Source organism: Pseudoalteromonas sp. BSi20429 (assembly GCF_000238895.1).
Classification (GTDB): Bacteria; Pseudomonadota; Gammaproteobacteria; order Enterobacterales; family Alteromonadaceae; genus Pseudoalteromonas; species Pseudoalteromonas arctica.
In genome coordinates this window covers 1-25,720 of sequence record NZ_BADV01000103.1, presented here as the reverse complement: position 1 = coordinate 25,720, position 25,720 = coordinate 1, and the positions used below count along the sequence as shown (strand labels likewise).

At 39.8% G+C, this 25,720-nt stretch carries 25 protein-coding genes, 1 tRNA gene and 1 pseudogene; 7 read left to right on the top strand and 20 right to left on the bottom strand.

The genetic code is table 11. The features are described 5' to 3' along the window. The 7 genes from rplV to rpsJ all read right to left on the bottom strand — a co-directional run. Positions 1-258 (bottom strand): 50S ribosomal protein L22 (rplV, locus tag P20429_RS19995; protein WP_033027195.1); only part of this gene is annotated, 258 nt, incomplete at its 3' end. Between the two features lie 13 nt (positions 259-271). Further along, complete coding sequence (gene rpsS, locus P20429_RS19990; RefSeq protein WP_004588689.1) at positions 272-550, bottom strand: 30S ribosomal protein S19; 279 nt, start codon at positions 548-550, stop codon at positions 272-274. A 15-nt stretch (positions 551-565) separates the two neighbouring features. After that, positions 566-1,390: a 50S ribosomal protein L2 gene (rplB, locus tag P20429_RS00750; protein WP_002957895.1), complete on the bottom strand. Its 825-nt coding sequence runs from the start codon at positions 1,388-1,390 to the stop codon at positions 566-568. A 15-nt stretch (positions 1,391-1,405) separates the two neighbouring features. After that, complete coding sequence (rplW, locus tag P20429_RS00755; protein ID WP_002957896.1) at positions 1,406-1,708, bottom strand: 50S ribosomal protein L23; 303 nt, start codon at positions 1,706-1,708, stop codon at positions 1,406-1,408. Further along, positions 1,705-2,310 (bottom strand): 50S ribosomal protein L4, encoded by a 606-nt coding sequence (gene rplD, locus P20429_RS00760; protein WP_002957897.1) that lies wholly within the window; start codon positions 2,308-2,310, stop codon positions 1,705-1,707. The genes rplW and rplD overlap by 4 nt, the downstream gene beginning before the upstream one ends. A 17-nt stretch (positions 2,311-2,327) precedes the next feature. Next, on the bottom strand, positions 2,328-2,963 hold the full coding sequence (rplC, locus tag P20429_RS00765) for a 50S ribosomal protein L3 (RefSeq protein ID WP_002957898.1): 636 nt from the start codon (positions 2,961-2,963) through the stop codon (positions 2,328-2,330). Positions 2,964-2,990: 27 nt separating this feature from the next. Continuing rightward, a complete protein-coding gene (gene rpsJ / locus P20429_RS00770) occupies positions 2,991-3,302 on the bottom strand; it encodes a 30S ribosomal protein S10 (RefSeq protein WP_002957900.1) in 312 nt (103 codons plus the stop codon). Between the two features lie 417 nt (positions 3,303-3,719). Here rpsJ and plsB point away from each other — a divergent pair, with 417 nt between their 5' ends. Beyond that, positions 3,720-6,158 carry a glycerol-3-phosphate 1-O-acyltransferase PlsB gene (plsB, locus tag P20429_RS00775; protein ID WP_007587050.1) on the top strand — a complete coding sequence of 813 codons (2,439 nt, stop codon included), beginning with the start codon at positions 3,720-3,722 and terminating at the stop codon, positions 6,156-6,158. A 22-nt stretch (positions 6,159-6,180) separates the two neighbouring features. On the opposite strand, the gene tesB is transcribed toward plsB, so the two are convergent. Continuing rightward, complete coding sequence (gene tesB / locus P20429_RS00780; protein ID WP_002957902.1) at positions 6,181-7,038, bottom strand: acyl-CoA thioesterase II; 858 nt, start codon at positions 7,036-7,038, stop codon at positions 6,181-6,183. Between the two features lie 77 nt (positions 7,039-7,115). Between tesB and P20429_RS00785 the strand changes: the two genes are divergently transcribed. Then, complete coding sequence (locus P20429_RS00785) at positions 7,116-7,574, top strand: EVE domain-containing protein (RefSeq protein WP_007587049.1); 459 nt, start codon at positions 7,116-7,118, stop codon at positions 7,572-7,574. Positions 7,575-7,643: 69 nt separating this feature from the next. Beyond that, positions 7,644-8,678 carry a hypothetical protein gene (locus P20429_RS00790; RefSeq protein WP_007587047.1) on the top strand — a complete coding sequence of 345 codons (1,035 nt, stop codon included), beginning with the start codon at positions 7,644-7,646 and terminating at the stop codon, positions 8,676-8,678. 37 nt (positions 8,679-8,715) lie between these two features. Here P20429_RS00790 and P20429_RS20935 read toward each other — a convergent pair whose 3' ends face one another. After that, positions 8,716-8,913 (bottom strand): PLDc N-terminal domain-containing protein, encoded by a 198-nt coding sequence (locus P20429_RS20935; protein ID WP_007587044.1) that lies wholly within the window; start codon positions 8,911-8,913, stop codon positions 8,716-8,718. After that, a complete protein-coding gene (locus P20429_RS00800; protein ID WP_007587041.1) occupies positions 8,913-9,980 on the bottom strand; it encodes a potassium channel family protein in 1,068 nt (355 codons plus the stop codon). The genes P20429_RS20935 and P20429_RS00800 overlap by 1 nt, the downstream gene beginning before the upstream one ends. A 169-nt stretch (positions 9,981-10,149) precedes the next feature. Here P20429_RS00800 and P20429_RS19985 point away from each other — a divergent pair. Next, positions 10,150-11,459, top strand: a pseudogene (locus P20429_RS19985) (short-chain fatty acid transporter). A gap of 46 nt (positions 11,460-11,505) precedes the next feature. Here P20429_RS19985 and P20429_RS00805 read toward each other — a convergent pair. The 6 genes from P20429_RS00805 to P20429_RS00820 form a co-directional block, all read right to left on the bottom strand. Beyond that, complete coding sequence (locus tag P20429_RS00805; protein WP_081473450.1) at positions 11,506-13,656, bottom strand: peptidase domain-containing ABC transporter; 2,151 nt, start codon at positions 13,654-13,656, stop codon at positions 11,506-11,508. 26 nt (positions 13,657-13,682) lie between these two features. Next, positions 13,683-13,985: a hypothetical protein gene (locus P20429_RS19980; protein ID WP_139047204.1), complete on the bottom strand. Its 303-nt coding sequence runs from the start codon at positions 13,983-13,985 to the stop codon at positions 13,683-13,685. Positions 13,986-14,119: 134 nt separating this feature from the next. Continuing rightward, positions 14,120-14,305, bottom strand: a complete 186-nt coding sequence (locus P20429_RS00810; RefSeq protein WP_007587028.1) for a hypothetical protein — start codon at positions 14,303-14,305, stop codon at positions 14,120-14,122. Between the two features lie 12 nt (positions 14,306-14,317). Continuing rightward, positions 14,318-14,461, bottom strand: a complete 144-nt coding sequence (locus P20429_RS20465) for a class IIb bacteriocin, lactobin A/cerein 7B family (RefSeq protein WP_007587027.1) — start codon at positions 14,459-14,461, stop codon at positions 14,318-14,320. A gap of 202 nt (positions 14,462-14,663) precedes the next feature. Continuing rightward, positions 14,664-15,905, bottom strand: coding sequence for an HlyD family efflux transporter periplasmic adaptor subunit (locus P20429_RS00815; protein WP_007587025.1), 1,242 nt, complete (start codon positions 15,903-15,905; stop codon positions 14,664-14,666). Between the two features lie 131 nt (positions 15,906-16,036). Next, a complete protein-coding gene (locus P20429_RS00820) occupies positions 16,037-17,053 on the bottom strand; it encodes a metalloprotease (protein WP_007587023.1) in 1,017 nt (338 codons plus the stop codon). Positions 17,054-17,219: 166 nt separating this feature from the next. Between P20429_RS00820 and P20429_RS00825 the strand changes: the two genes are divergently transcribed. After that, positions 17,220-18,431: an EAL domain-containing protein gene (locus tag P20429_RS00825; protein WP_007587022.1), complete on the top strand. Its 1,212-nt coding sequence runs from the start codon at positions 17,220-17,222 to the stop codon at positions 18,429-18,431. 32 nt (positions 18,432-18,463) lie between these two features. Here the strand turns inward: P20429_RS00825 and P20429_RS00830 are convergent, their stop codons facing one another. Beyond that, entirely contained in the window at positions 18,464-19,540 is a 1,077-nt protein-coding gene (locus P20429_RS00830) for a hemolysin family protein (protein WP_007587021.1), read from the bottom strand. Between the two features lie 84 nt (positions 19,541-19,624). On the opposite strand from P20429_RS00830, the gene P20429_RS00835 reads away from it, so the two are divergent. Continuing rightward, positions 19,625-22,120: a S9 family peptidase gene (locus tag P20429_RS00835; RefSeq protein ID WP_007587020.1), complete on the top strand. Its 2,496-nt coding sequence runs from the start codon at positions 19,625-19,627 to the stop codon at positions 22,118-22,120. A 216-nt stretch (positions 22,121-22,336) separates the two neighbouring features. Further along, positions 22,337-23,041, top strand: a complete 705-nt coding sequence (locus P20429_RS00840; RefSeq protein ID WP_002957913.1) for a response regulator transcription factor — start codon at positions 22,337-22,339, stop codon at positions 23,039-23,041. On the opposite strand, the gene P20429_RS00845 is transcribed toward P20429_RS00840, so the two are convergent. From P20429_RS00845 to P20429_RS00855, 3 genes are all read right to left on the bottom strand, one after another. Further along, a complete protein-coding gene (locus P20429_RS00845) occupies positions 23,038-24,549 on the bottom strand; it encodes a YifB family Mg chelatase-like AAA ATPase (RefSeq protein WP_007587019.1) in 1,512 nt (503 codons plus the stop codon). The two genes, P20429_RS00840 and P20429_RS00845, sit on opposite strands and share 4 nt — an antisense overlap. Before the next feature lie 34 nt (positions 24,550-24,583). Beyond that, positions 24,584-25,198, bottom strand: a complete 615-nt coding sequence (locus P20429_RS00850) for a trimeric intracellular cation channel family protein (protein ID WP_007587018.1) — start codon at positions 25,196-25,198, stop codon at positions 24,584-24,586. Between the two features lie 393 nt (positions 25,199-25,591). Then, positions 25,592-25,668, bottom strand: a tRNA-Met gene (locus P20429_RS00855). Positions 25,669-25,720 lie beyond the last annotated feature (52 nt).

The following is a 25,720-nucleotide window of genomic DNA, read 5'->3' as shown; positions in this document are numbered from 1 at the left end:
CATAATACGTTTCATTGTAGGACCATCGTCCACAAAGATCGTTGTTATACGAAGCTCATCAATGTCAGCACCTTCGTTATGCTCTGCGTTAGCAATAGCAGACTCAAGTACTTTCTTAACTAATACAGCCGCTTTCTTAGGGCTGTACGCCAGGATTTCTAGTGCGCGATCTACAGGTAACCCGCGGATCTGATCTGCAACTAGACGTGCTTTTTGCGCCGAACCAGAGGCGAATTTATGTTTAGCTAATGCTTGCATTTATCTTCCCCTCTTATCGTTTCTTCGCTTTCTTATCCGCAGCATGGCCACGGTAAGTGCGAGTTGGTGCAAATTCACCTAGTTTGTGACCGATCATTTCGTCAGAAACGAAAACTGGTACGTGCTGGCGACCATTATGGACAGCAATGGTCAATCCGATCATGTTAGGTATGATCATTGAACGACGGCTCCAAGTTTTAATTGGCTTTTTCTCACCGCTTTCCAAAGCTTTCTCTACCTTCTTCAGCAAGTGTAGGTCTATAAAAGGACCCTTCTTGAGAGAGCGTGGCATGGCTATTCCTCAATATTACTTAGTACGACGACGTACTATAAATTTATCCGTACGCTTGTTCTTACGCGTCTTCGCACCTTTAGTCGGTTTACCCCATGGAGACACAGGATGACGACCACCAGATGTACGACCTTCACCACCACCGTGTGGGTGATCTACCGGGTTCATGGCAACACCACGAACTGTCGGACGAATACCACGCCAGCGATTTGCACCTGCTTTACCAAGTGAACGAAGCATATGCTCAGCATTGCCTACTTCACCTAGAGTCGCACGACAATCAGATTCAACTTTACGAACTTCGCCTGAACGAAGACGTAATGTTACATACTGACCATCACGAGCAAGGATTTGAACGTATGCACCAGCAGAACGTGCGATTTGAGCACCTTTACCTGGTTTTAATTCTACGTTGTGAACAGTCGAACCTACAGGCATATTACGCATTGGTAATGCATTACCAGGCTTGATTGGTGCATCAACACCAGACTGGATTGCATCGCCAGCTTTTAAGCCTTTAGGTGCGATAATGTAACGACGCTCACCGTCTGCATATAATACAAGAGCGATGTTTGCGCTACGATTTGGATCGTATTCTAAACGTTCAACAGTAGCTGGAATGCCATCTTTAGTACGTTTAAAATCGATTAAACGGTAGTGTTGTTTATGACCACCACCGATATGACGAACCGTAATACGACCATTGTTATTACGACCACCTGATTTAGAGTTTTTCTCTAAAAGTGGTGCGTATGGCTTACCCTTATGTAGATCAGAGTTAACCACTTTAACTAGGTGACGACGGCCCGCAGAAGTAGGCTTACACTTTTGAAGTGCCATAATTCTATCCCCTTATTACTCGGCGCCGCCGACAAAGTCTAGCTCGCTGCCTTCTTTAAGAGTAACGTAAGCTTTCTTCCAGTCGCTACGACGACCGAAACGTGCGCCAGTACGTTTTGTTTTACCCTTAACGTTAAGTGTGCGAACACCAGTTACTTCTACTTCAAAAAGCTTCTCAACTGCTACTTTAATTTCAGCTTTAGTTGCGTCATTTACTACTTTAAAAACAATAGTATTGTTTTCTTCAGCAGCAATTGTGCTTTTTTCAGAGATATGTGGAGCAAGGATCACTTTTAAAAGACGTTCTTCGCGAATCATGCTAGCGCCTCCTCAAGTTGCTTAACAGCAGCGGCTGTAATAAGTACCTTATCGAAAGCAATTAAGCTTACAGGATCGATACCAGCTACATCACGTGTGTCAACCTTATAAAGGTTACGTGCCGATAAGAAAAGATTTTCATCTACTTCTTCAGTCACGATAAGAACATCTTTAAGCTCAAGTTCTTTAAGCTTAGCAACTAGTTCTTTAGTTTTTGGTGCTGCTAGAGCAAAACTTTCAACAACGATTAAACGCTCTTGACGAACTAATTCAGATAAGATGCTTTTAATCGCACCACGGTACATTTTACGGTTTACTTTTTGGCTGTGGTCTTGTGGTTTAGCTGCAAAGCTAACGCCACCTGAACGCCAAATTGGGCTACGGATTGTACCGGCACGTGCACGGCCAGTACCTTTTTGAGCCCATGGTTTTTTACCACCACCGCTTACTTCAGAACGTGTCTTCTGAGCACGAGTACCTTGACGAGCACCTGCTGCGTATGCAACAACTACTTGATGTACTAATGCTTCGTTAAACTCACGTCCAAAAGTAGCTTCAGAAACTTCAAGACCGCCAGAAGCGTCTTTAATTGCTAATTCCATCACTAAATCTCCAGGACTTATGCTTTAACAGCTGGTTTAACGATAACGTCACCGCCAATAGCTCCAGGTACTGCACCCTTAACTAAAAGCAAATTACGCTCAGCGTCAACGCGAACTAGTTCTAAGTTTTGAGTCGTTACACGCTCAGCACCCATATGACCGGCCATTTTCTTACCTTTAAACACCTTACCAGGTGATTGGTTTTGACCGATTGAACCAGGAGCACGGTGAGATAGAGAGTTACCATGTGTAGCGTCTTGCATGCTGAAATTCCAGCGCTTAACACCACCTTGGAAACCTTTACCTTTAGAAGTACCGGTTACGTCAACCTTGTTGATTTCGTTGAATAATTCAACAGTAAGCTCAGCGCCTACTTCAAAATCGCCTTCACCACCGTTAAGGCGGAATTCCCACAGACCGCGACCCGCTTCAACACCAGCTTTAGCGAAATGACCCGCTTTAGCTTTGTTTACACGACTTGCTTTTTTAGTGCCTGCGGTTACTTGAAGCGCGTTATAACCGTCTGTTGCGTCAGATTTGATCTGAGCAATGCGGTTAGGTGTCGCTTCAATAACTGTCACAGGGATAGATACACCATCTTCAGTGAAGATTCGTGTCATACCCACTTTACGACCGACTAGACCTAATGCCATTTTCCTAAAACCTCTCTAATCTTTCGATTAACCCAGGCTGATTTGAACATCAACACCAGCAGCAAGATCTAAACGCATAAGCGCGTCTACAGTCTTGTCAGTTGGTTCTACGATGTCTATCAGACGTTTATGGGTGCGGATCTCGTACTGATCACGCGCATCTTTATTAACGTGCGGTGAAGTTAGTACAGTAAAACGTTCAAAGCGTGTAGGTAGTGGGATTGGACCACGTACTTGTGCGCCAGTGCGTTTCGCAGTTTCCACGATTTCTGCCGTTGATTGGTCAATCAAACGGTGGTCAAAAGCTTTTAGGCGAATACGAATGCGTTGATTTGACATTCTTAACCTCAATATAAAGAGCATATAAAAGAGCATAAAAAAACGACCGAAACAATCTTAAAACTTAAGATGTCGGCTGTTTGATTATATCTACGTTGAGTTCCAAATCGGAACTCCTGTTTATTAGCTTGAAATCCAAGCTTAATTTATCCTTTCTAGTTCCCAGAGGAATTTTGAAAGCCTGCGTATTATAGAGGTATTGGTGATAAATGCAACAACTATTTAGAAACAATACAATGCCTATAAATTTGATTAAATAAGCACCCATACATGCTTACTAGCTATACTTGAACTAATACCTCTACTGTTAGTCAATAAACAAGTTAACACCTTAATTACGCAAACTAAGGGATTTTTAGATATTATGGTATCCTACTGCGCTAATTTTGCCCTTAATACTCTCAATATGGTGAGTCGATGCGTATTTTTAATTATTGTTTAAATGTTATGTCTGCTGGATTTAGCCGCTTATTTGTAAAAAGCAAAGTGCTGCCAGAAAATCCGATTAAACAGTATGATCTAAACCCTGAGTACCCTACATTTTATATAGTGCGTTTAAATTCACGATTTGATTTAGCGGCTCTCGCACATGCGTGTAAAAAAAATGGTCTACCTAGCCCAACCGAAGAGCAAGTATTAGGTAACCAAGATTTAGACCGTTTTATTGGTATTAAAAATCCACCGCCACTGTTTGGTGATGAAGCTAAGCCAACCAATGCTTTAGCTCAAGGTAAACAAATTATTGAATACCTAATACAAAGTGGGCAGCAAAACGTACAAGTGGTTCCGGTTACTATTTTATGGGGTCGCGACCCGGGTAAAGAAAAGCCGGGGCTACGCACTTTAATTACGCACTCTCTAACTCCTAGCTGGTTTAGAAAGTTTTTTGTGGTGTTGTTTTCAGGACGCGACAACTTTATTCGCTTTAGCCAACCACTCGACTTATCGCTTTTAGTCAATGAAAAAGCCGATGTAAGCGAGTTACCACATAAATTATTACGTGTAGCACGTGTTCACTTTAAGCGCCAAAAGCTAGCTGCTACAGGCCCTAAAATGCCCTCTCGTGAACAATTATTTAATTCATTATTAGCGTCACCTACAATAAAAAAAGCAATTCAAGATGAAGCTAAAGCTAAAAACATTAGCCAAACAGAAGCCCGCCAAAATGCACTTAAGCTACTTGATGAGATAGCCGCTAATTACTCTGAAGCAATGATACGTGTGGCCGAGCGATTTTTAACTTGGTTGTGGAATAAGCTCTATAACGGTATTGATATTAAACACGCAGAACAAATTCATGAACTAACAGATAAAGGCCATGAAATAATCTATATGCCTTGTCATCGCAGTCATATGGATTACTTACTGCTTACTTACTCTATCTATCATTTAGGCTTAGTTCCACCACATATAGCTGCAGGTATAAATCTTAACTTTTTCCCTGCCGGTGGCATATTTAGACGCTCTGGGGCATTCTTTATTCGTCGCTCGTTTGCAGGCAATAAACTTTATTCTGCCATATTCAAAGAGTATTTAAGCCAACTGTTTATTAAAGGTTACTCTGTTAAGTTTTACACGGAAGGCGGTCGAAGCCGAACTGGGCGCTTACTTCCACCTAAAACAGGTATGCTATCTATGACATTACAAGCAATGCTACGCGGAATAGACAGACCAATATCTATCGTTCCTGTGTACATTGGCTACGAGCACGTAATGGAAATTAACACCTACCTTAAAGAGCTGGATGGAAAAGATAAAAAAGGCGAATCTATATTTGGTATTTTTAAGGCAATCAAAAACCTTAAAAACTACGGTCGTGGTAATTTAAACTTTGGTGATCCAATCTCGATTAACCAATACTTAAACGATAACCAACCTGATTGGCGTGATTCAATACACCCTACCGATGTACAAAAGCCACAATGGTTAGCGCCACAAGTAACTAAACTTGCCGACCAAGTAATGGTTAAAATTAATAATGCGGCGGCGCTTAATGCGGTTAACTTACTAGCGATGATATTGCTGGTTAACGATAAACAAGCATTGAGTAAACCAAAGCTATTAGCACAACTTGATTTTTATCTGCGCTTACAGCGCGATGCAAGCTATAGCGATAAAGTAACCGCGCCAAACGAAACACCAGAGCAATTACTAACGCATGCATTAAAGCTGAATAAGTTTGAAGTTATCAGTGATGAATTTGGCGAAATTATTACTATTAGCGATAAAGAAAAAGTACTGTTTAATTACTACCGAAACAATATTTTGCACTTATTTGCAGTACCAAGCTTAATTGCACTACATCTATTTAAACAACACAGCACAACTATTGAGCAATGCCAGCAACTTGTAAAAACGTTTTATCCATTATTTGCTAAAGAATGGTATTTACAGCCTCTTGATGAAAACTATATAACGCGTATTTTAGCTAACTTTGCTGATCAAAATTTAATTGAGTTTGATGGCGATAACATTCATATAACGAACAGTAATGACTGCTTAGCTAAGCTAGAAATGCTTGGACGAGCACTTAGTTTTACTCTACAACGTTACGCTATTGTGATTGGTTTTATTCAAACAAGTGATGGCATTGAAAAAGCAGAATTAGAACGAGAGAGCCAAGTGCTTGCACAGCGTTTAGGCACACTGCATGGCATTAAAACACCTGAGTTTTTTGATAAAAAAGTACTTGTTAGTTTTATCGAAAACTTACGTGGCGAGTCGTTAATAACAGAGGGTGATAAAGGCTTAGTAGGCAGTACACAACTTTGCGAAACCTACGCACACCTTAAAACATTACTGCCAGCACGCGTCTGGCAGTCAATCAGCGATATAGTACAAGATCAGTGTAACTAGTAATATATCTATAGAAGGGGGGTTAGCGCTGACGCATAACCCCTTCTTGCATTGTTGAGGCAACCAAGTTGCCTTGGCGATCAAAAAACTGCCCGCGTACCAAACCACACCCATTACTCGCACTTGGACTGTCAATTGAATACAAAATCCAATCATCCATTCTAAATGGCCGATGAAACCACATTGCATGATCAATAGTAGCTACTTGCATATTTGGCTGCATAAACGATACACCATGAGGCTGCAATGCTGTTGGTAAAAACTCAAAATCAGACGCATACGCTAATAAGTAATTGTGGATGCGCTGATCGTCTGGCATTTCACCATTAGCTTTAAACCAAATATGCTTTACCGGCTCCATAACTTCTGGTTTAAACGGGTTATGAAAAGTTACTGGTCGCATTTCAATTGGCATTTCACGCGTAAACTTATTACGGATGACTTCAGGGATATGAGAAGCGTTATCTTGATAAAACTCAAGTGATGAGCGTAACTCTTCAGGTGCGGGTACATCAGGCATTGTTGCTTGATGCGACAAACCATTTTCTTCACCCTGAAACGACGCTGTCATATAAAAAATTGGCTTACCGTACTGAATCGCTTTTACTCGGCGAGTACTAAAGCTCTTTCCATCGCGAATAGTTTCTACATCATAAACAATCGGTTTAGCTGGATCGCCTGGGCGTAAAAAGTAAGAATGTAATGAGTGAACTATACGCCCCTCAGGTAGAGTTTCTTTAGCGGCAGAAAGCGCCTGCCCCATAACTTGACCGCCAAACACAGCACCAAAGCCTAAATCTTGGCTTTGTCCTCGATATAAACCTTGCTCAATTTCTTCAAGTGTTAACAACGACAATAAATCATCTAATACTTGGCTCATTACTTCTTCCTCATTACCCTAGTATCCAAATGATACTATACAATAGTGGGAAGTAAATATTTGTTAGGAATACTGTTATGGCTTACTGGCTATTTAAAACTGAACCCGATGCGTTTTCATTAGATGATTTAAAAAACGCACCAAAACAAACGACTCTTTGGGAAGGCGTGCGTAATTACCAAGCGCGAAACTTCATGCGTGATGGCGTTAAGCTCGGTGATTCAGTGATGATTTACCATTCAAGCTGTAAACACGTAGGTGTAGCGGGTATTGCCGAAGTGACACACGATGCCTACCCTGACCCTACTCAGTTTGATTTAAGTAGCGACTATTACGATGCAAAAGCCACCAGCGACAAACCACGCTGGGTTGTTGTTGAAGTTACTTATCAAAGCCATTTAAAAAAATTAATTAGCCTTAAAGATATTAAAGCCAATAATAACATTACTGAAATCGCACTTAAAAAAGGCGGACGACTATCAATAATGCCTGTTACTAAAAATGACTGGGATGAAATAATCAAAATGGCGCAGTAACACCCTCTCGGTTTGACCTAATTTCATTGAGTTTGATATGATCTATGCTGACTTATAGCTGGAGGATTAATGAAATTACTGTATTGGTTAGATGAATGGTTAACTCTCCCGCGCAATGAGCAACAAACTCGATTACCCATGACGGGTAGTGATTTACTCGGCGATGTATTTGTTAAGTATGATTTTGTTGACGTTAATAAGCCCCTGCTTTTTACCTTTTCACCCGCAGGCACTAACGTGCAAGAGCAAGATCTTCACCCTGATTTTGCACCATGGGGTTATCACTTGGCTCAAAAACAAAACGTAAACGTAATCGCTTTTCAGCATTTAGGTAAAAGTAATTGGTTTCGTAATCGTAATTTAATCTTTTTTCTCGAGCAATTATCAACATTACTTACGCCGTTTAATTGTCGATTAGGCTATGGCTTAAGCCGTGGCGGATTTGCTGTTGGCGCTTTTGCTAAACTATTAAAGCTAAACCAAGTACTGTTCTTTCACCCGGTAAGTACTAAAAATAAAGAGTTAGTACCATGGGATGACCGCTCTAGTACCGATATAGCTCAGCAGTTTGACTGGCAACAAGATTATCACGATCTAGATTTAGGAGATGCTCAAGGCTATATTATTTACGATCCTACGAATCGTATAGACCGAATGCACGCCAAGCGCTATAAGCAGTTAACTCACTTGCGAGTATTTGGTATGGGACATGGCACACACGCTACATATTTGAATAAGTTTGGGTTTTATAAGCAAGTAGCCGTTGATTTCATTCAACATCAGCAAATCGATATTGCACAGTTTCGCCTGCAAACCAAAACCTTACGCTTAAAAGAAGATTATTATCAAAGTCTCAATACGGCTAATGCAGACTCCCCCCATCGTTTAGCATTATTGAGTACAGCGCATAAAATTTTAGCTGATGAAAAAGAAGTGTATGTACAAGAGCATCAAGCAAAAATTGATATTCAGCCATTAATAGATGTGGCACTTAAGCACCAAGATGAGCACCCTAATGATGCTATTCAGCTATTAGAAGTCGCCCAGCAACTTCTACCTGACGACCCTCTAATTGAGCATAAACTCAAACAGTTGGAAGAGTAATTTATTCCAACGGAAACGGCTATAAAGGCTAATTACTCTATTTAGCCTTTTTCTTTTTGTGCCTATGCTTGGGCACAATGGTAAAGTACATCATTAAACCTAACCAAGAAAATATAATGATTCCCATTAGCCAGCCATTCTTTTCATGACCCTGTGTACGCTTACTGTTGAGTACAATAACGACAGGTAATATGTAAGCACTTAAAACAACAATTAAAAATACAACTTCATTCATTATTTTTCTAGGCTCGACCAGTCTACTTCACTACTTAATACTCGATCTACCGATATATAGTGCAAAATATCGCCTTCACTTACTTTGTAATCTAATGGTGGGTTTAAATCCATATTTTGCGCACTTAAATTATGGGCAACACCTAACAGTATTGCATCATGCTCAAGCTTAAAATGATGAAACAAAGTACCAAACTCCATATCTTTGCAGCCACTTGGTACTTTCAAGCTAAATTGTGTATCGCCGTGCAAAGTAGATAGCAGCTCCTCTTGCACACGGCTCGAACCTGGATCTTGCATTGAGCGTACTAATATCTCAGCTGATTTTGCACTACTACATTCTACATTTTGGCAATGCTCTAACATCATCTCAACTTTAGTTTCATCTAAAAAGTGAGCACTTATATGACAATCATCTTTTACTAGGCGACTTATGCGCAGGGCTGTCGTAAATGTCTGGTCGTCATCTTGACCATCAATAATCACCTTATCAGCACTACGAATAGCTACCCGCTCTAGTTCAGCTAAATTTGTAAAACTCGTTAAACGTGCAAAATCAACGCTTTCGTTAGCTAAAAAAGGATGATCCATTTGCTCTGTTACCGCGAGTAAAATACGACGGTCAGTACGTTTCGTATCTGCCAAAATGTAATCAATCATCTTTTTTGTACGAGTGTCGTGCCAACCAAAAATAATAATATGGTGGTTACTGTGGGCAAAGTTTTTATCACCAGTCATAGCGCGCCTAATTAAGTAAGTAACAGTTTGTCCTGCTTTTCCTAGCAAAACACCAAATAAAGCTAAACCAAATGGAATTTGTATTAATGCAACCACCCAACGACCAAGATCAGTAGTTGGACTAAAGTCACCATATCCCACTGTTGATGTTGTTACTGTGTAATAGTAAAAAAAGGTAGTAAGCGAGGTTAACGCTTTCTCATTCGCTATAAATAGTAAGCTCCATGTTAATAGCATATGAGTCAAAATAGCTAATGCCACTGCTTGCCAACTCAACTGATCTATATGAGCGCGAACAAGTAACGCTAGCCTTTTAAATATCACCGGCATAATACAAAGTCTTCGTTAGTAAATTATCTATAAACAGTACGTTACTGTAAGCGATGCTTTTAAGCAATGTTTAAGCTTTTAACCGCAAATATTAGACTAAATGCTGTTTGCCAATGGTGATTTTTCATGATTAATTAGCGTTAAAATAATAACCAAAACAGTTGTGCTTATGCTTAATAAAATAGCCCGCCCTTTTACTAAAATTGTAGAGCGTTATCTTCCCGACCCTTTTATATTTGTAATTTTACTTACAGTTATCACCCTTATTAGTGCGAACTTATTTACAACCGCAACCAACATTGAAGTATTACAAGCGTGGGGAGGTGGATTTTGGAACTTATTAAGTTTTGCTATGCAAATGCTACTAGTGTTAATTACAGGCTACATGTTGGCAAGTACGCCACCTATAAGTAAGTTATTAGAAAAACTAGCAACATTTGCAAGCACCGCACCTAAAGCAATTATATTAGTCACGCTTATTTCGCTTTTAGCGAGCTGGATAAATTGGGATTTGGCTTAGTTATTGGTGCCCTTTTTGCCAAGGCAATTGCTAAACATACTCGTGTTGATTATCGATTATTAGTAGCCAGCGCTTACTCAGGTTTTGTTGTATGGCATGGCGGATTAGCTGGCTCGATTCCTTTAACTATCGCAACCGATGGTCACTTTTCAGAGGCCAGCATTGGTATTATTAGTACAGAGCACACTTTATTTGCGGGCTTTAATATAGCCATATTAGTTGGTTTATTCATTATTATGCCGCTCGTTAATCGCTATATGCTACCAAGCGAGCAAGAAAGCGTATATATCGACCCAGCTCTTTTACAAGAGACAACACCTAAGCCCACAACAATAACCAGACCCGCCCAACATTTGGAACAAAGTAAACTACTCGGCATGACAATTGGCTTATTAGGTTTGGCATATTTAGGTTATTACTTTTTTATTGCTGGCGGAAACTTAAACCTTAATAGCGTTATTGCCGTATTTTTGTTTTTAGCTATTACGCTGCATCAAACACCCCATAATTTACTTAACAGTCTGCAACAAGCAATTCCAAGCGGGGCTGGCATCGTTATTCAATTTCCTTTTTATGCTGGCATTATGGCGGTAATGGTTGATAGCGGATTAGCACAACAGATATCACGTGGCTTTATTGCCGTTGCAGATGCTGATAGCTTGCCATTTTTTAGTTTTATAAGTGCAGGACTCGTTAATATGTTTGTACCCTCTGGCGGCGGCCAATGGGCAGTACAAGCGCCTATTGTAATACCTGCAGCACAAGAGCTAGGTGCCGATATATCTCGCGTTGCAATGGCTGTTGCGTGGGGTGATGCGTGGACTAATTTAATTCAACCTTTTTGGGCATTACCCGTCCTTGCTATCGCAGGCTTAAAAGCAAAAGATATTATGGGGTTTTGTGTTGTGCAGTTGTTTGTAACTGGGGTTTTTATATCGCTGGTATTGAGCTTTTATTAACTGTAAACATAATAAAAAGGCGTGTAATACACACGCCTTGATTGTTTTATGCACTCTCGCTCTGCTGTTGTAGCTCCACCAACCTACCCTCTTTCAGTTGATAGACTTTGCTGGCCATGTTAATGGTTTCTTGGCGATGAGCAATCATAATCCGTGTGATTGGTAAGTGCTGAATTTGCTCACTTATTTTGGCCTCGTTGTCTTTATCTAAATGACTAGTTGCTTCATCCATAAACAACACGCAGGGCGATTGATACAATGCGCGAGCAAGGAGTAAACGCTGTACTTGACCGCCCGATAAGTTTGATCCCATGTCACCTACTAATGAGTTATAACCCATAGTCATTTTGGTAATATCATCATGAATAGCCGCATGACGAGCACACGTCTCTATTTTTAAATAATTCGGCTGTGGGTCAAAAAAACTGATGTTATCAGCGATTGAGCCAGCTAACAATGTGTCATCCTGCATTACTGCAGCTATTTGTTTGCGGTAGTTTTTAAGGCCAAGCTGGGTGATATCTTTACCATCCAGCAGCACTTTACCCGAGGTCGGCTGTAATAACCCCAGCATAATTTTCATTAGCGTAGTTTTACCCGCGCCAGATGGCCCTGTAATCGCAATCGAGTCACCGGTATTCAGCGTTAAATTAACATTATTTAAAATAGGCGCTTGCTCTTCACTGTAACTAAAGCAAATATTCTCGAGCGCAAGCTGGCCTTTAACTTTACCTTCGTCATCACCTGTATATGCCATTTCACCGTCACGATTAGCTTCTTGTTTCGTGAGTGCTATATCTGCAATACGGTCTAAGTGTAAGCGCATCATTTTGAATTGAATAATTTGCTCAATTAAGTTGGCAAAGCGGCTGGTTAACTGGTTTTTATAAGCAATAAACGCCAGTACCATACCAACAGACAAGCTATTGCTCATAACTAGCAATGCAGCAAAGTAAATCACCAATACATTTTCAAGGCCAAATAACAGCTTATTAAATGAATCAAAGCTAATGTTTAAACGCCCTAAACGGATTTCACTGTTTATTACCTCTGCATAACGGTTTTGCCAAATACCTTGGCGCTGCGATTCATTACCAAACAATTTTATAGTTTGCATACCCCGAATATTTTCTAAAAAGTTCGATTGCTCTTTGGCAGATGATTGAATCATTTCTTCGGTGGCTTGATGTAGTGGACGATACAGCGCTAAACGTACCAGGGTATACAGCACAATTGCACCAACAACTACCGCAGTGAGTTTTAGCGAATAAATTAGCATCATGATCAATACAGTAATGCCCATTACGCCATCGACCAGTGTTTCTACAAACCCTGTAGTTATGCGCTCCCGTATTTGCGCTAATGAGCCAAAGCGCGAGACAATATCGCCAATATGGCGGGACTCAAAATAGTTCATTGGCAAGCGCAATAAGTGCCTGAGCAAATTCACGCCCATTTGCATATTGAGCAAACTCGAAAGCCGTAAAATTAGCCAACTTCGTACCGCATTAGTCACCACTGAAATTATCGCAATCAGAGCAAAACCCATGGCAAGTACCGTTAATAACGATTCATCAAAACTGATTAGTACTTCATCCACCACCCACTGCATATAATAAGGGGTCATCAAAGCAAATAATTGCAATACCAGTGACAACGCAATCAGTTTTATTAGCCCTGCTTTTAAGCCCTTCATTGAGCTCCAAAGTTGGGTAAACTTCATCTGTGCTTGTTCTTGTTTGGCTTCAAACTGACTGGTTGGAGTCAGCTCTAAACAAATACCGGTAAAGTGTTTACTAAACTCATTACTATTTAAACTGCGTTTACCAACAGCTGGGTCGTTTATAGCAAACTTAGCTGAAGATCCTTTACCAGAGACTTTGGTCAATACCACAAAGTGATTCATATCCCAGTGCAATATACACGGCGTTTGCAGTTTATGAACTTCATCAAGCGGGCATTGTAGCGCACGGCTAGCTAGCCCTAAATTATCACCTAGCTCAATCAACTGCTGTAAGTTCATACCCTTTAGATTAGCCGAAAAGCGTTTTCGCATGGCAGGCATATCCAGCTTATGACCGCGATAACATGCCACCATAGCCATTGAGGCAAGGCCGCATTCGGCTATTTCGGATTGGAGAATCACTGGGACTGGTTTTGAGAGTGAAAAAGTTATAAGTCCATTTGCAGAGTTCATAATTACCTTAGTCAAACAACATTTTATTAATCAAGCTCATTTTTTGAGAAAATAGCCATTGAATCTAACTTCAGCATAACTCGTATTACTATCGCGGAGACACCCAAAGTACAAGTAATAATCCAAAAATCAACTAGCTCTAAGGCACCATTGAGGCTTAATCTTAAAATAATAAAATTACCTCCCATAAAGAAAACCATAGAGATAAAAATATATAACGCCCATTTTTTATTTTTATATATACCCGTTAGAATAGCTAAAGAAAACCCAAGAGTTACAGTAAAGAAAGCTAGCTCACCGTATGAAATTACATTATCACTAAGCAGCAAATTTACGTCTTTTATAATTACATATACAGACCCTAGGACTATCAAAGAACACATTGCAAAAATTGATACGATCGCGGATAGCTTCATTTTAAATAAAGAAGGGAATAAATCCCCTTCTATCTCCTCTATTATAATTACTCAGCGGCGTTATGATATACTGCAGCTATACCACCTACAATTGCACCAAAACCAGCTCCAATCCCAATTGCAGTAGCCAAACCGCCTGCAGTAATCGACGAGCTAGCATATAGACCAGCAATAATAAAAGGTAGTGGGCCACCATTTATTTCTTGTATTTCATTACTTGTTAATTCTCTCATTGCAAGACCCTCCTATTTTCTAATTGCATTATAAGTTGCTATACCACTAATGATTGCAGCAAAGCTTGCAACTTCTCCATAGACTGCTATTGCTACAAACAGGGGGAATGGACCACCACTTACTTCTTTAAGTTCATTTACATTTAATTCACGCATAATGTTATACTCCATAAATCCGATGCTTTTTAGTTAAGTCATCGGGTTGTTAATATGCTCCCCTTCAATAAAGGTGAGCGATTAATAGGCTGGCTTTAGCTGCTCGCTAAAGTTAACTAAAGCTGGCCGTCTTTTTCGGTTGTTTGCATTTAGCAAACCACCAAAACTTTCAAATTTTTCTTTATTTCATAAAGCGCTACACTTAACTTACTCGCCCTTTTAGGCTGTACAGTGGCTCGAGTAACCACTCGATTAATGTGCGCTGCTCCAACATAATATCCGCCTCAAACAACATGCCGCTTTTCAGCTCAAACGCCTTACCATAGGCCTGCATTTGCTGTTGGCTGAGTGTTGCTCGCAAACGGTACACAGGCTCTTGCAGTGCAATGGGCAAACGTATTTCATTTGGGGTAATGAGTGCTTTGTCGATGCGGATAATTTTGCTGTTAATAAAACCAAAGCGCTGGTAAGGAAAGGCATCGAAGCGCAAGCGCGTATCGTTGCCGAGCTGTATAAACCCTGCTGAGCGGGTAGGTAATAGTAATTCAGCAACCAACTCGGAACCTTCGGGAATAATATGCAACAGTGGTTTGGCTTGGGTAAGTGTTTCGCCTTCAACCACTTGAATGCCAGTAACAACACCGCTGTTACTGGCTGTTATGGTATATTGATAGTTACTTTTAATTTGTGTGAGCTGGTTTTGAATATCCGCTTGTTGGCGCTTAAGACTATTTATACGCAAAGTATACTGCTGGGGCACGTTAGCAATATTAAAACTAAGTTGACTTAATTGATTTTCTTGCTGCATAAGCAAGCGCGCTAGGTTTTGTTTTTCTTGCTTAGCATCTAAGAGGGCTTGCTGCTGTTGCTCTCGCTCGATGTTTGATAAAAAGCCATTTTTATTAAGTTGATTAAGGTTGCTTTGTTGGCGGTTAAGTAGCCCTAATTTTTCATCAGCTAGAGCAAGTTGACTTTGTAATGCAGCTTGCTCATTAGTAAGTGCACGTTTTTGCGCGTGTAAGTTAAGTGACTCTTGCTTTTGTAGGGTAAGGTTTTGTGTTATCTCATCATTGAGCAACTGTATTTGCATACTTAGCTGCTCAACAAGCTGGGTACTCAAGGCTATGCCTTGGCTGTTATTTTGCTGCACAATAATGGTCGCCAACGGCTGACCTTTAGTAACGGCATCACCCTCTTGTACAAATAGCAGCTCAATCATACCACCTTGACTAGCAAAGGTTTGGATTATCCCTTTATTGGGTATTAAAAACCCCCGAACTGTTTCCTTGCGTGAATATTCTGCTGTAAATAAAAAGGCTATCATTACAATCGAAATACATACCAAAATAAATACGGTAAGTTTTATTGATAGTGGTTGTGCGAGCGTAATCACTCCTGTTAAACGCTCTCTTTGCTGAGCGACAGCTTCCTTTCTAAATAACATCCAGTTGATCCGCTAAGATTGTTCTAATTTATATTACACTAGAATTCAATTAACAATAAATCAACATAAAAGTCGAAAAATAAAATATTAATGCAAAAAACTAACTTGTTTAGTTAGAAAAAATAAAAATACTAGCTCGATAAAATAGTCATCGGCAGACTCAATATTGGATTTTCCGAATCGGCAAAGTGCATCATTACAGCTACATGCCCAGCTACTACAATTGCATACATAACCGCTGAAAAACCTTGGCCATATTTATCTAGTGGCATTAAATGTGAATAGTGACGGCCTCGCCATTCAAATACAATTTCCAGCGCACCTACAAACAAAAAGAATACCAGTAACATTAAGCCAAATGTGTAGCTCAGCCATAAACCAAACAGTACACCGAGTAAACATACACTTAAACCAATCCATGAACGCATTGAAAAGCTGATACTTTTTAATACATGCCCGCCATCAAGCGGCAAAATTGGTAACAAGTTGAATAAATTTAATAACGCACTAAGAACCGCCACACCTGCAAATATTTCCATCTCGGTGGCGTAATATAAAACGACACCCAACACCGAGGTAATTAAACCAAATGCAGGTCCCATTAGCGATATAACGACATCTTGCCAACGAGTCGTTATTTTGTCGTCACTTACAGCTAGCCCACCTACAAATGGGATTAAGTAAATACCTTTGGTTTTTATGCCAAAGTATTTCATTGCTCGCACATGGCCGTATTCGTGTACAACTAAACACCCAATTAGCATTAATGCAAATTCTATACTAAATAACCACGCATAGCCTGCAACAGAAGCCCCTGCAAGCACTACTTTAATTACCTTAGCACTTTTAAAAAGCTTAAAACCTAATGCAGCCAGACCTAAAAAGCCTTTTTTAGGTGACCCATTTGTAGGTGCTGGTAACGCAAGTTGTGTTGCAAATTGATCATCTACAAAGAGCGAAATGCTTTGCTCTTCCACTGCCGCTGTATCAATACCTATTACTTTGTTGTCGTAAGTAAATTGAAAATAGTTTTCACGAGGGTTATCAAAGGTGATGGCTTGTTGCGCGTGAAATACCTGCACAATTCTTTGCCCAGACACCATAAGCGAAAATGGTTGCTCGGCTAAAGTGAGATCTATTCTTATCATAATTAAGACCGTTTAAAATAATGGCGCTAGTATACCTAATCAGCTTAAAAACACGAGTGAAGGTGCTAGGTAACTATTTTCAAAATAAAAGTATTTGATACTGACAAAATAAAAAAACACTACTACTTTTATAGTAACTCCAAGCGATACATTGAAAGGGATAACAGTGGACAAAATATTGCCTAATATTTTAGTTGTTGACGATTCAAAAGCAATTTTGATCGTTATGGAAGCTATACTTAACGAATTGGGTATGTCTAACACTATAACTACGTGCCTGAATGCAAAAGAAGCTCTTGAAAAAGTTAAAGAGGATATCAACTACTTTGATGCTATTTTTACTGATCTCAATATGCCCGAAATGGACGGCATGGAACTAATCCGCCACTTAGGAGAGTTACATTATCAAGGCGGTATTATAATTGTTTCTGAAATGGACCATAAAGTTATTAGCTTAGCTGCCAATCTCGCGAAACAACATAACGCTCACCTCATTGGTAATATTTCAAAGCCAGTGCAACTGTCTCAGGTTAGTAGGTTACTTATTAAAGTGGCGCAATTAAACAGCCACACTTTATTAAAAGAGTCAGTCATTTCAAAAGATGAGCTTATTGATGCATTAAAAAACGATGAAATAACGCCTTTTTACCAACCAAAAATAAACGCTGATAACAATAAAATTGAAAGCGTTGAAGTCTTAGCACGTATTTTATCAAGTAAAGACGGCAATATTATTTTACCTAACCGTTTTATAAACACTGCCGAGCAACACAACTTAATTAATCAAATTACATTTTCTCTTTTTGAAAAGGCCACCAGCGAATTCAAAAATATGAAAGCGCAACTAGGTCATGATTTTAAAATGGCATTTAATTTATCGCCAACTCAGCTCGACGACTTAAACTGCCCTAATAAATTACTGCTCATTTTAGAATTAAACCAACTCACGCCTAGTAATATAATTATAGAAATAACAGAACAACATGCACTCTCAAGCCTCATGCAATTAGAAACACTAAACAGATTAAGAATGCATGGCTTTGGTATATCGCTAGACGACTTTGGTGTTGGTTTTACTAATATGAATCAGCTTCGAAATCTTCCTTTTACTGAAATTAAAATAGACCGTTCACTTATTAGCCATATAGAAACAGATTTATTTTCTCAAGTGGTCGTAAGTTCGTTATTTAATATTACGAGTAAAGATAATTTAGACTTAGTAGCAGAAGGTGTTGAACGACCAGAAGAGCTCGTTTATTTAAGGCATTATAGAAGAAAACTAGCCATACAAGGTTTTTTATTTAGCCGCCCTAAACCACAAGACGAATTTATATCTTGGGCTAAAGATTGGCTGAAAACTGATGGCAGCCCCGCTTAAAGCGGTATTAATATTTAATCGGGGCTGGTTAACTAATTATCACCCCGAGTGTGTTTATCTTCTTCACTGACTATATGCGCACTGCTTGCTAAACGTTTGTGCCAACGCTGCCTTGCTACTGCGCGCATATTAGTAGATTGGTCACGCTCATCTACAATCTCTAGCCCCATTAAAGCTTCAATCATATCCTCTAGCGTTACAATACCTTGCACGTCACCGTACTCATCTACAACTAGGCATATATGCGTGCGCTTTGTTAAAAGAGTTTGCAGTAACGACGATACATTTTGAGAACTCGGCACCGTATAAATAGGCTTAATCAATTTGCTAATTTTGTAATCGGTACCTAAACGGTGAAATGCCAGCATAATATCGTTTTTATGCACAAACCCAACAATATCGTCGCTGTCTTTATCAAATACCAATATACGAGAAAATGACGACGAGCCGTGATCGTTTAAATACTGATTTACTGTTAAGTCTTTGTGGATTTTAAAAATAACCGTTCGAGGCGTCATTAAGTCGCATAATTTTGCATGTCTAAAATGCAATAAATTACGAATTATTTCGGACTCATCCTGATGTAATGCACCCGACTCCGTACCTATATCAGCCATTGCCTCTATCTCTTGACGAATATAGTAAGCCTCATCGTGCTTTGGACCCATTAAATTTGTTAGCTTTTGTGCAAACCATACAAAAGGCTTTAGCAATATAACTAAAAACCTCAAAGCGTAAGTAACACTTGGCGTTAGAGCTCGCCAGTAATTAGCCCCCAAGGTTTTAGGAATAATTTCAGAAAGAATTAATACGAGGAATGTCATAATGGCTGATGCAATGCCTACAGCCGCATCGGAAAACACGACAGCTGCCTGTGCGCCTACCCCAGCAGCACCCGCAGTATGGGCAACCGTATTTAAAGTTAAAATAGCAGCTAAAGGCTGATCTATATTGTTTTTAAGTTTTTCGAGCTGTTTAGCAAGCTCAGGATGATCTTTCCTAAGTGATGCAACATAGCTGGGCGAAATACTTAATAACACAGCCTCCATCACAGAACATAAAAACGAAATAACAATCGCCACTACCATATAAACTATCAGTAAAGTCACTTTCTCTCCTCTATATTGGATATGTGAGCATGGTATCAATACATGCTATATTTGGCCAAACTTCCAATAATAATAGGCATAATAATGAAATTTAGCGCACCATGGTGTCATCAAAATAAGCTATTTAAGCATGCAGCGACTCTTTTGACGCTTAGCAGCTTAAGCTTTGCTGCAATAGCTGCACCATTGGATAAATCAAAAATTCAGTTTATCGGCCCACTTGCCGAAGATATGCAGTTAAAGCCTTTTCAAACACCTCATGGCAATGCCATTATTAATAACCTATTGCCGCAGCTACAAGCAGACTCAGATAGTTTTTCTGTATTTGGGAAAAAACAAAACTGGCAGCCGTTTAATAAAATCAATGCGCTCACTTTAGGTGGGTTACAGGCACTAAAATTTAATATTGAAACAACCCGCTTTACACAAGGTACGCTTACCTTAAAAGGGATTGAGCAAGGTCAGTTATTTATTAATGGCGAACTACAAACAGGCGATAAAAATAGCTATAAGTTAGCTTTAAATAACAGTACTCACTCTATTTTAATAGTAGCCCAACAAGTAGCTAATTGGCACGATGTAACGCTTGATTTTGCACCTAAAAGCGACGTTGATAAAATTACGCTTAGCGCCTCACAAACAAAACGCTTATCTGCAAAACAATTGTTTGATGCCCCTACAATCAGTCAATTATCACTCGCACCTAATGCTAAGCAGTACGTTACTACTACTCGCACTTATAGCGATAAAACACAAAACCAAGCAAATACAGTTACTGTACTTAAAGATTCAGATAATCAAACGCTTTATCGCTTCGAAGCAGGCCAACCAAGTAACATTATTTGGAGTCCAGATAACCAATATTTAGTGTATTTTTTAAATGGTGAGCTTAAACAACTTAGCCGTAAAAACTTCTCAATAAAAACATTAGCAAACGATTTAGAAGGAGCCAATGGCTTTACCTTTTATAACGACACCAGTCTTTTGTTTAGCTGGTCTAAATCACCTGAAAGCACTAACAGCTTAACCAAGCACTATAAAGGTCTACAAGATCGTTGGTCGTATGCACGTACCACCAGTCAAATTTACATGCTTGATACTAAAAGTGGTTTAACAAAAGCACTTAGCCAAGGTCCTCTTTCTTACAGCCTTGAAGATTCAAATAGTAACCGTGGCAAAATATTAATGAGCCGCCCAGTAATGGCAATGCAAGCATCAACCCACCCTGAAACAGAGTTAGTCGAACTCGATTTAAAATCAAACAAGCTTTCATCGCTTGGTAAATTCAAAACGTTTAATTTAGCCAAATACGCAAATAAAGATATTTATGTAGTTGCAGGCCCTGACTTTAAAAATGGCGCAGGCAGAGCTCTACCAAAAGCAATGCTTGCTAATAACTACGACGGGCAACTTTACCTACTTACTGAAAGCGGTAAAAACGTAAAAGCACTTAGTAAACAATTCGATTCTGCTATTGGCCAACTGCAAGTTTTAGAAAACGGCGATGCGCTCATTAAAGTAACAGAGCAAGACACTCAACCGCTTTACCTATTTGATTTAAGTAAACAGCGCTTTAAAAAGTTAAATACAGGATTGGATATTGTTGAACAATTTAGTTACTCACACGACCGTAATACCGAAATTTTATTAAGTGGCACTAACGCTTTAACGCCACAACAGCTAAAGCGCCTTAACGTAAGTAAAAATAAAACAGATTTAATATGGGATTCAAAACCAAGTAGCTATGCAAATACACGACTCCCTACATTAGAGGAGTTTAATTTTAAAAATAAACATGGGGTTGAAATCACTGGCCGCGTTTATATTCCTAGCAATTTAGATAAAACTAAAAAGCACCCGGCGCTCGTGTATTACTACGGCGGCACTTCACCAGTTACGCGTGGTTTTACAGGTCGTTATCCGTTTAACTTATGGGCAGAAAATGGCTACGTTGTTTATGTAGTACAGCCTACTGGCGCAACAGGGTTTGGACAAAAGTTTTCAGCGCAGCATGTTAATGCCTGGGGCGACTTCACCGCAGACGATATTATCGAAGGCACGCAAGCCTTTTTAAAGAAATACAACTATGTTGATAGTGAAAAGGTAGGAAATTTAGGGGCATCATACGGTGGCTTCATGACCATGTTATTGGCAACTAAAACCGATATATTTAGTGCTTCAATAGCTCATGCGGGTATTTCTAATATTACCTCGTATTGGGGTGAAGGTTGGTGGGGCTACTTATATTCTGGCGAAGCATCAAAAAATAGCTTCCCATGGAATAACCCTGAGCTTTACAGCCAACATAGCCCTGTGTTTCATGCCGACAAAGTAACAACACCTATGCTACTTCTTCATGGTGATAGTGATACCAATGTACCTGTTGGCGAAAGCTTAACAATGTACACTGCGCTTAAACTGCTTAATAAGGACGTAGAGTTAATCGAATACAAAGGCGCCGACCACCAAATTTTTGCACGCGATAAACGATTTGATTGGTGGAACACCATGCTCGCATACTTTGATAAAAAGCTAAAAGATGAACCTCAATGGTGGGACTCAATGTATAAAAATGACTGAGCCTGAACCTTTAAAATAACGACTTAATACAGATTTATTAATAGTAGTATTAATTATTTAGCACCTTTTAATTAGTTTAAAGGTGCTAACCTCATCCTCTAATAACGTCCTATACACCTTTGAAATATTAAGTTACTTAAAACTAATAAACCCCCTTCTCAGCATTTACCTAATGGTGCTACCATACAGAGCTATAAGCATTCAAAATAAAGTACTATGGCTATTAATGTTTTATTGGTTGAAGACGATGAACTACTCGTTAAACGCATCCAAAATCACTTTGCAGATACCGAATTTACAATAGAGGTAGACCCAACTGGCGCTGATGCACTTAACATTGTAAGGCAGCGGGTAAACCTGCGCGGTGCTATATCATTAGCCATAATTGACATTGTTTTGCCAAAGCGTGATGGGCTTCAGCTGGCAAAAGAATTAAACACACTTACCGATATTGGCGTTATTGTATTATCGAGTCGTGACTCCCAAGCCGATCGTATTGCAGGCCTTGCACAAGGTGCTGATGACTATATTTGTAAGCCTGTCGATTTACTTGAGTTAGAACTTCGCATGCGCGCGCTCTATAAGCGTGTTGCCGTTAACCTAGAAGACGACGAAAGCGAAGAATTTATAGAATATGCTGACTTTAAGCTTCACCCCGATAACCGCACACTAATTACTGCTGCAGGCGTTGAATCACGCTTAACTGAAGCCGAACATAAAGTGCTTATTTGCTTAATTAGTAATGCGGGTAAAGCCACATCCCGTGAAAAAATATCAGAAGAAATAGGCCAGCCCGATTGGAGTCCAAACGATCGTACTGTTGACGTGCTGATTGGTCGTTTACGTAAAAAATTAAATGACGAAAAAGATCAAAAACGCATTGTTACCGTACGCGGTAAAGGGTATATGCTTTCTATTTAATACTTAGTTAATTGCGCAATAAGGCGCTCAAATGCGCGGTAATTAAGTGCCTCTTTAAGCTCATTTAAACTAATGTTTTCAGCGCCTTTTAAATCACTAATAGTACGCGCCACTTTAATCACTCTATGATAAGAGCGTGGCGATAAAGACAACTTTTCGCTTGCTCTGGCTAAAAACTGCAACTCTGCTGGCGCCAGTACACAGTGCACACTCATTTCTTTATTATTAAGCCTCGCATTAACCTTACCTTGACGTTTTAGTTGTAGGTAATAAGCCGTTTCAACTCTTGCTCTAACCTCAGCACTACTTTCCTCCGGCTGAGTACTTTGTAGTTCAACACTCGTTAAACGAGGTAGTTCTATTTGCAAATCAATACGGTCAATAAAAGGCCCCGACACACGCGATAAATAACGCATAACTTGATCGGGAGTTGCCCGCTTATCTGTATGACTCCCTGTTGGGCTTGGATTTAATGCTGTAATAAGCTGAAACTGCGCCGGAAACTCCATTTGCCTAGCTGCACGTGAAATAGTAACTGTACCGGTTTCCATTGGCTCACGCAGTGAATCAAGTACCTTACGCTCGAATTCCGGTAACTCATCTAAGAAGAGCACACCGTTATGTGCCAGAGAAATTTCACCAGGTTTGGGATTCGAAGAGCCCCCCACCAAGGCAACAGCTGAACAAGTATGATGTGGATTACGAAATGGCCGCTGTCGCCAATTAGTTAAATCTATGGATTGCCCAATAATAGAGTAAAGCGCAGCTGTCGAAATAGCTTCATCGTCCGACATAGTAGGCATTATAGTTGCCATTCGCTGGGCCAGCATCGATTTACCAGTACCTGGAGGACCTAAAAATAATAAATTATGCCCGCCAGCTGCAGCAATTTCGAGTACTCGCTTTGCACCGGGCTGACCTTTCACATCGCTTAAATCAAGTAAAAAGTCAGGGGCTTGTGTGCAGTCGGGATACTCTATATTTAATGGTAAGGGTTGTTGATTAAGTAAGTCCCCCCACACTTCTTGAATAGAGCTTACGGCTTTGCGTTTAACGCCATTAACTAGGCTTGCTAGGCTGTCGTTTGCAAGAGGTAAAAAGCAGCAGCGATCTTGCTCTTTTGCAGCAAGTACCGAAGGTAAAATAGCGTTTACACCACGCACCTCACCATTAAGAGCAAGCTCCCCATAAAACTCATACTTATGAATATCAGGACACACTATTTGCCCAGAGGCGACTAAAATACCCACCGCAATAGCAAGATCAAACCGTCCGCCATCTTTTGGCAAATCGGCAGGGGCTAAATTTACAGTTATTCGTTGATCGGGAAAACCAAATTGTGAGTTTTCGAGTGCGCTACGTACTCTATCTTTTGATTCCTTAACGGATGCCTCAGGCAGACCTACAATATGAAAAGCAGGTAAACCATTTCCTAGGTGAACTTCTACAATAACTTCAGGGGCATTTATACCCACTTGAGCACGAGAAAATATACGAGCTAACGACATTCCTTATCCTAGTAAATGGTGTGATTACACCAGTTTAGTCAGGATATTTAAAAACGTGTAATGTGATTTGCCATTTTATAGCAGCTAAACGAAGTAATAAGGTCATTAACATACCTAATACCATCGCCATTTCGGTTACTAACGAAAAACTAATGCCAAGCGTATAAACAGTGCCACCCGCTATACAGGTAATAGCGTAAAGCTCACCTTTTAATAGCATAGGGATCTCGCGTGCAAGCACATCTCGAATTAGTCCACCAAAGCAGCCTGTAATTACAGCCATAATTACCGCAGTCATATCGGGCATACCAACAAGCTGCGCTTTTTGCGCCCCCATTACTGCAAAAAAAGCTAAACCAAACGCATCCGCTGTTTGTAAAATATAATGAGGTATCGGCTTTTGTTTATTTATAAGGCGTGTTGTAACAAATACTGAAGCTAGTATGGCAAAAAAGTAACTTTGATCGTGTAACCAAAACACAGGAACATCTAAAATTAGATCTCGCACTGTACCACCACCAATAGCAGTTACCGTCGCTAAAACTACGACTCCAAAGCCATCCATTTTTTTTTCGTACGCTAGCAAAGTGCCCGACACAGCAAACACCGCAATGCCTATTAAATCAAACCAGTGATAAAGTTCTGTCATGTGATGTGTATTGTTACTTAAAATCTTTTAACCGTTTTAACATAAAATACTCTTTTTTAAAAAATAAGTTATTTGTTAAACGTCACAGATATTAGAGTAAAGTCATTAAATAAAGCAGAATATAAGGTATTTTATCAAACTGCTGACACAAAAATCACTCGATAAAGAGTGCGATTTTGTTTTAAATTTTTAGATATTTAATTTCAGTGGTTGCGGTAGCTTGGGTTTGTAAAAAGCGAACCGACGACCTTCGCTTACTTATGCAGAGTATTTTGCGTAGTAACGGTGAGTTTTATAATTATAGGAATTCATTAAACTGCAGACGCAAAAAATCACTCGATAAAGAGTGCTATTTTGTTTTAACTTTTTAGGTATTTAGGTATTTAATTTCAGTGGTTGCGGGAGCCGGATTTGAACCGACGACCTTCGGGTTATGAGCCCGACGAGCTACCAGACTGCTCCATCCCGCGCCTGAAATTTGTAGACTTGTTTAAAGTTGCTTACATTACAACTTGGCTTCCA

What these genes read in the sequence shown, in the direction of transcription:
- rpsS (WP_004588689.1), bottom strand. Translation starts at nt 550, where the DNA reads ATGCCACGCTCTCTCAAGAAGGGTCCTTTTATAGACCTACACTTGCTG.
- rplB (WP_002957895.1), bottom strand. Translation starts at nt 1,390, where the DNA reads ATGGCACTTCAAAAGTGTAAGCCTACTTCTGCGGGCCGTCGTCACCTA.
- rplW (WP_002957896.1), bottom strand. Translation starts at nt 1,708, where the DNA reads ATGATTCGCGAAGAACGTCTTTTAAAAGTGATCCTTGCTCCACATATC.
- rplD (WP_002957897.1), bottom strand. Translation starts at nt 2,310, where the DNA reads ATGGAATTAGCAATTAAAGACGCTTCTGGCGGTCTTGAAGTTTCTGAA.
- rplC (WP_002957898.1), bottom strand. Translation starts at nt 2,963, where the DNA reads ATGGCATTAGGTCTAGTCGGTCGTAAAGTGGGTATGACACGAATCTTC.
- rpsJ (WP_002957900.1), bottom strand. Translation starts at nt 3,302, where the DNA reads ATGTCAAATCAACGCATTCGTATTCGCCTAAAAGCTTTTGACCACCGT.
- plsB (WP_007587050.1), top strand. Translation starts at nt 3,720, where the DNA reads ATGCGTATTTTTAATTATTGTTTAAATGTTATGTCTGCTGGATTTAGC.
- tesB (WP_002957902.1), bottom strand. Translation starts at nt 7,038, where the DNA reads ATGAGCCAAGTATTAGATGATTTATTGTCGTTGTTAACACTTGAAGAA.
- P20429_RS00785 (WP_007587049.1), top strand. Translation starts at nt 7,116, where the DNA reads ATGGCTTACTGGCTATTTAAAACTGAACCCGATGCGTTTTCATTAGAT.
- P20429_RS00790 (WP_007587047.1), top strand. Translation starts at nt 7,644, where the DNA reads ATGAAATTACTGTATTGGTTAGATGAATGGTTAACTCTCCCGCGCAAT.
- P20429_RS20935 (WP_007587044.1), bottom strand. Translation starts at nt 8,913, where the DNA reads ATGAATGAAGTTGTATTTTTAATTGTTGTTTTAAGTGCTTACATATTA.
- P20429_RS00800 (WP_007587041.1), bottom strand. Translation starts at nt 9,980, where the DNA reads ATGCCGGTGATATTTAAAAGGCTAGCGTTACTTGTTCGCGCTCATATA.
- P20429_RS00805 (WP_081473450.1), bottom strand. Translation starts at nt 13,656, where the DNA reads ATGAACTCTGCAAATGGACTTATAACTTTTTCACTCTCAAAACCAGTC.
- P20429_RS00810 (WP_007587028.1), bottom strand. Translation starts at nt 14,305, where the DNA reads ATGAGAGAATTAACAAGTAATGAAATACAAGAAATAAATGGTGGCCCA.
- P20429_RS20465 (WP_007587027.1), bottom strand. Translation starts at nt 14,461, where the DNA reads ATGCGTGAATTAAATGTAAATGAACTTAAAGAAGTAAGTGGTGGTCCA.
- P20429_RS00815 (WP_007587025.1), bottom strand. Translation starts at nt 15,905, where the DNA reads ATGTTATTTAGAAAGGAAGCTGTCGCTCAGCAAAGAGAGCGTTTAACA.
- P20429_RS00820 (WP_007587023.1), bottom strand. Translation starts at nt 17,053, where the DNA reads ATGATAAGAATAGATCTCACTTTAGCCGAGCAACCATTTTCGCTTATG.
- P20429_RS00835 (WP_007587020.1), top strand. Translation starts at nt 19,625, where the DNA reads ATGAAATTTAGCGCACCATGGTGTCATCAAAATAAGCTATTTAAGCAT.
- P20429_RS00840 (WP_002957913.1), top strand. Translation starts at nt 22,337, where the DNA reads ATGGCTATTAATGTTTTATTGGTTGAAGACGATGAACTACTCGTTAAA.
- P20429_RS00845 (WP_007587019.1), bottom strand. Translation starts at nt 24,549, where the DNA reads ATGTCGTTAGCTCGTATATTTTCTCGTGCTCAAGTGGGTATAAATGCC.
- P20429_RS00850 (WP_007587018.1), bottom strand. Translation starts at nt 25,198, where the DNA reads ATGACAGAACTTTATCACTGGTTTGATTTAATAGGCATTGCGGTGTTT.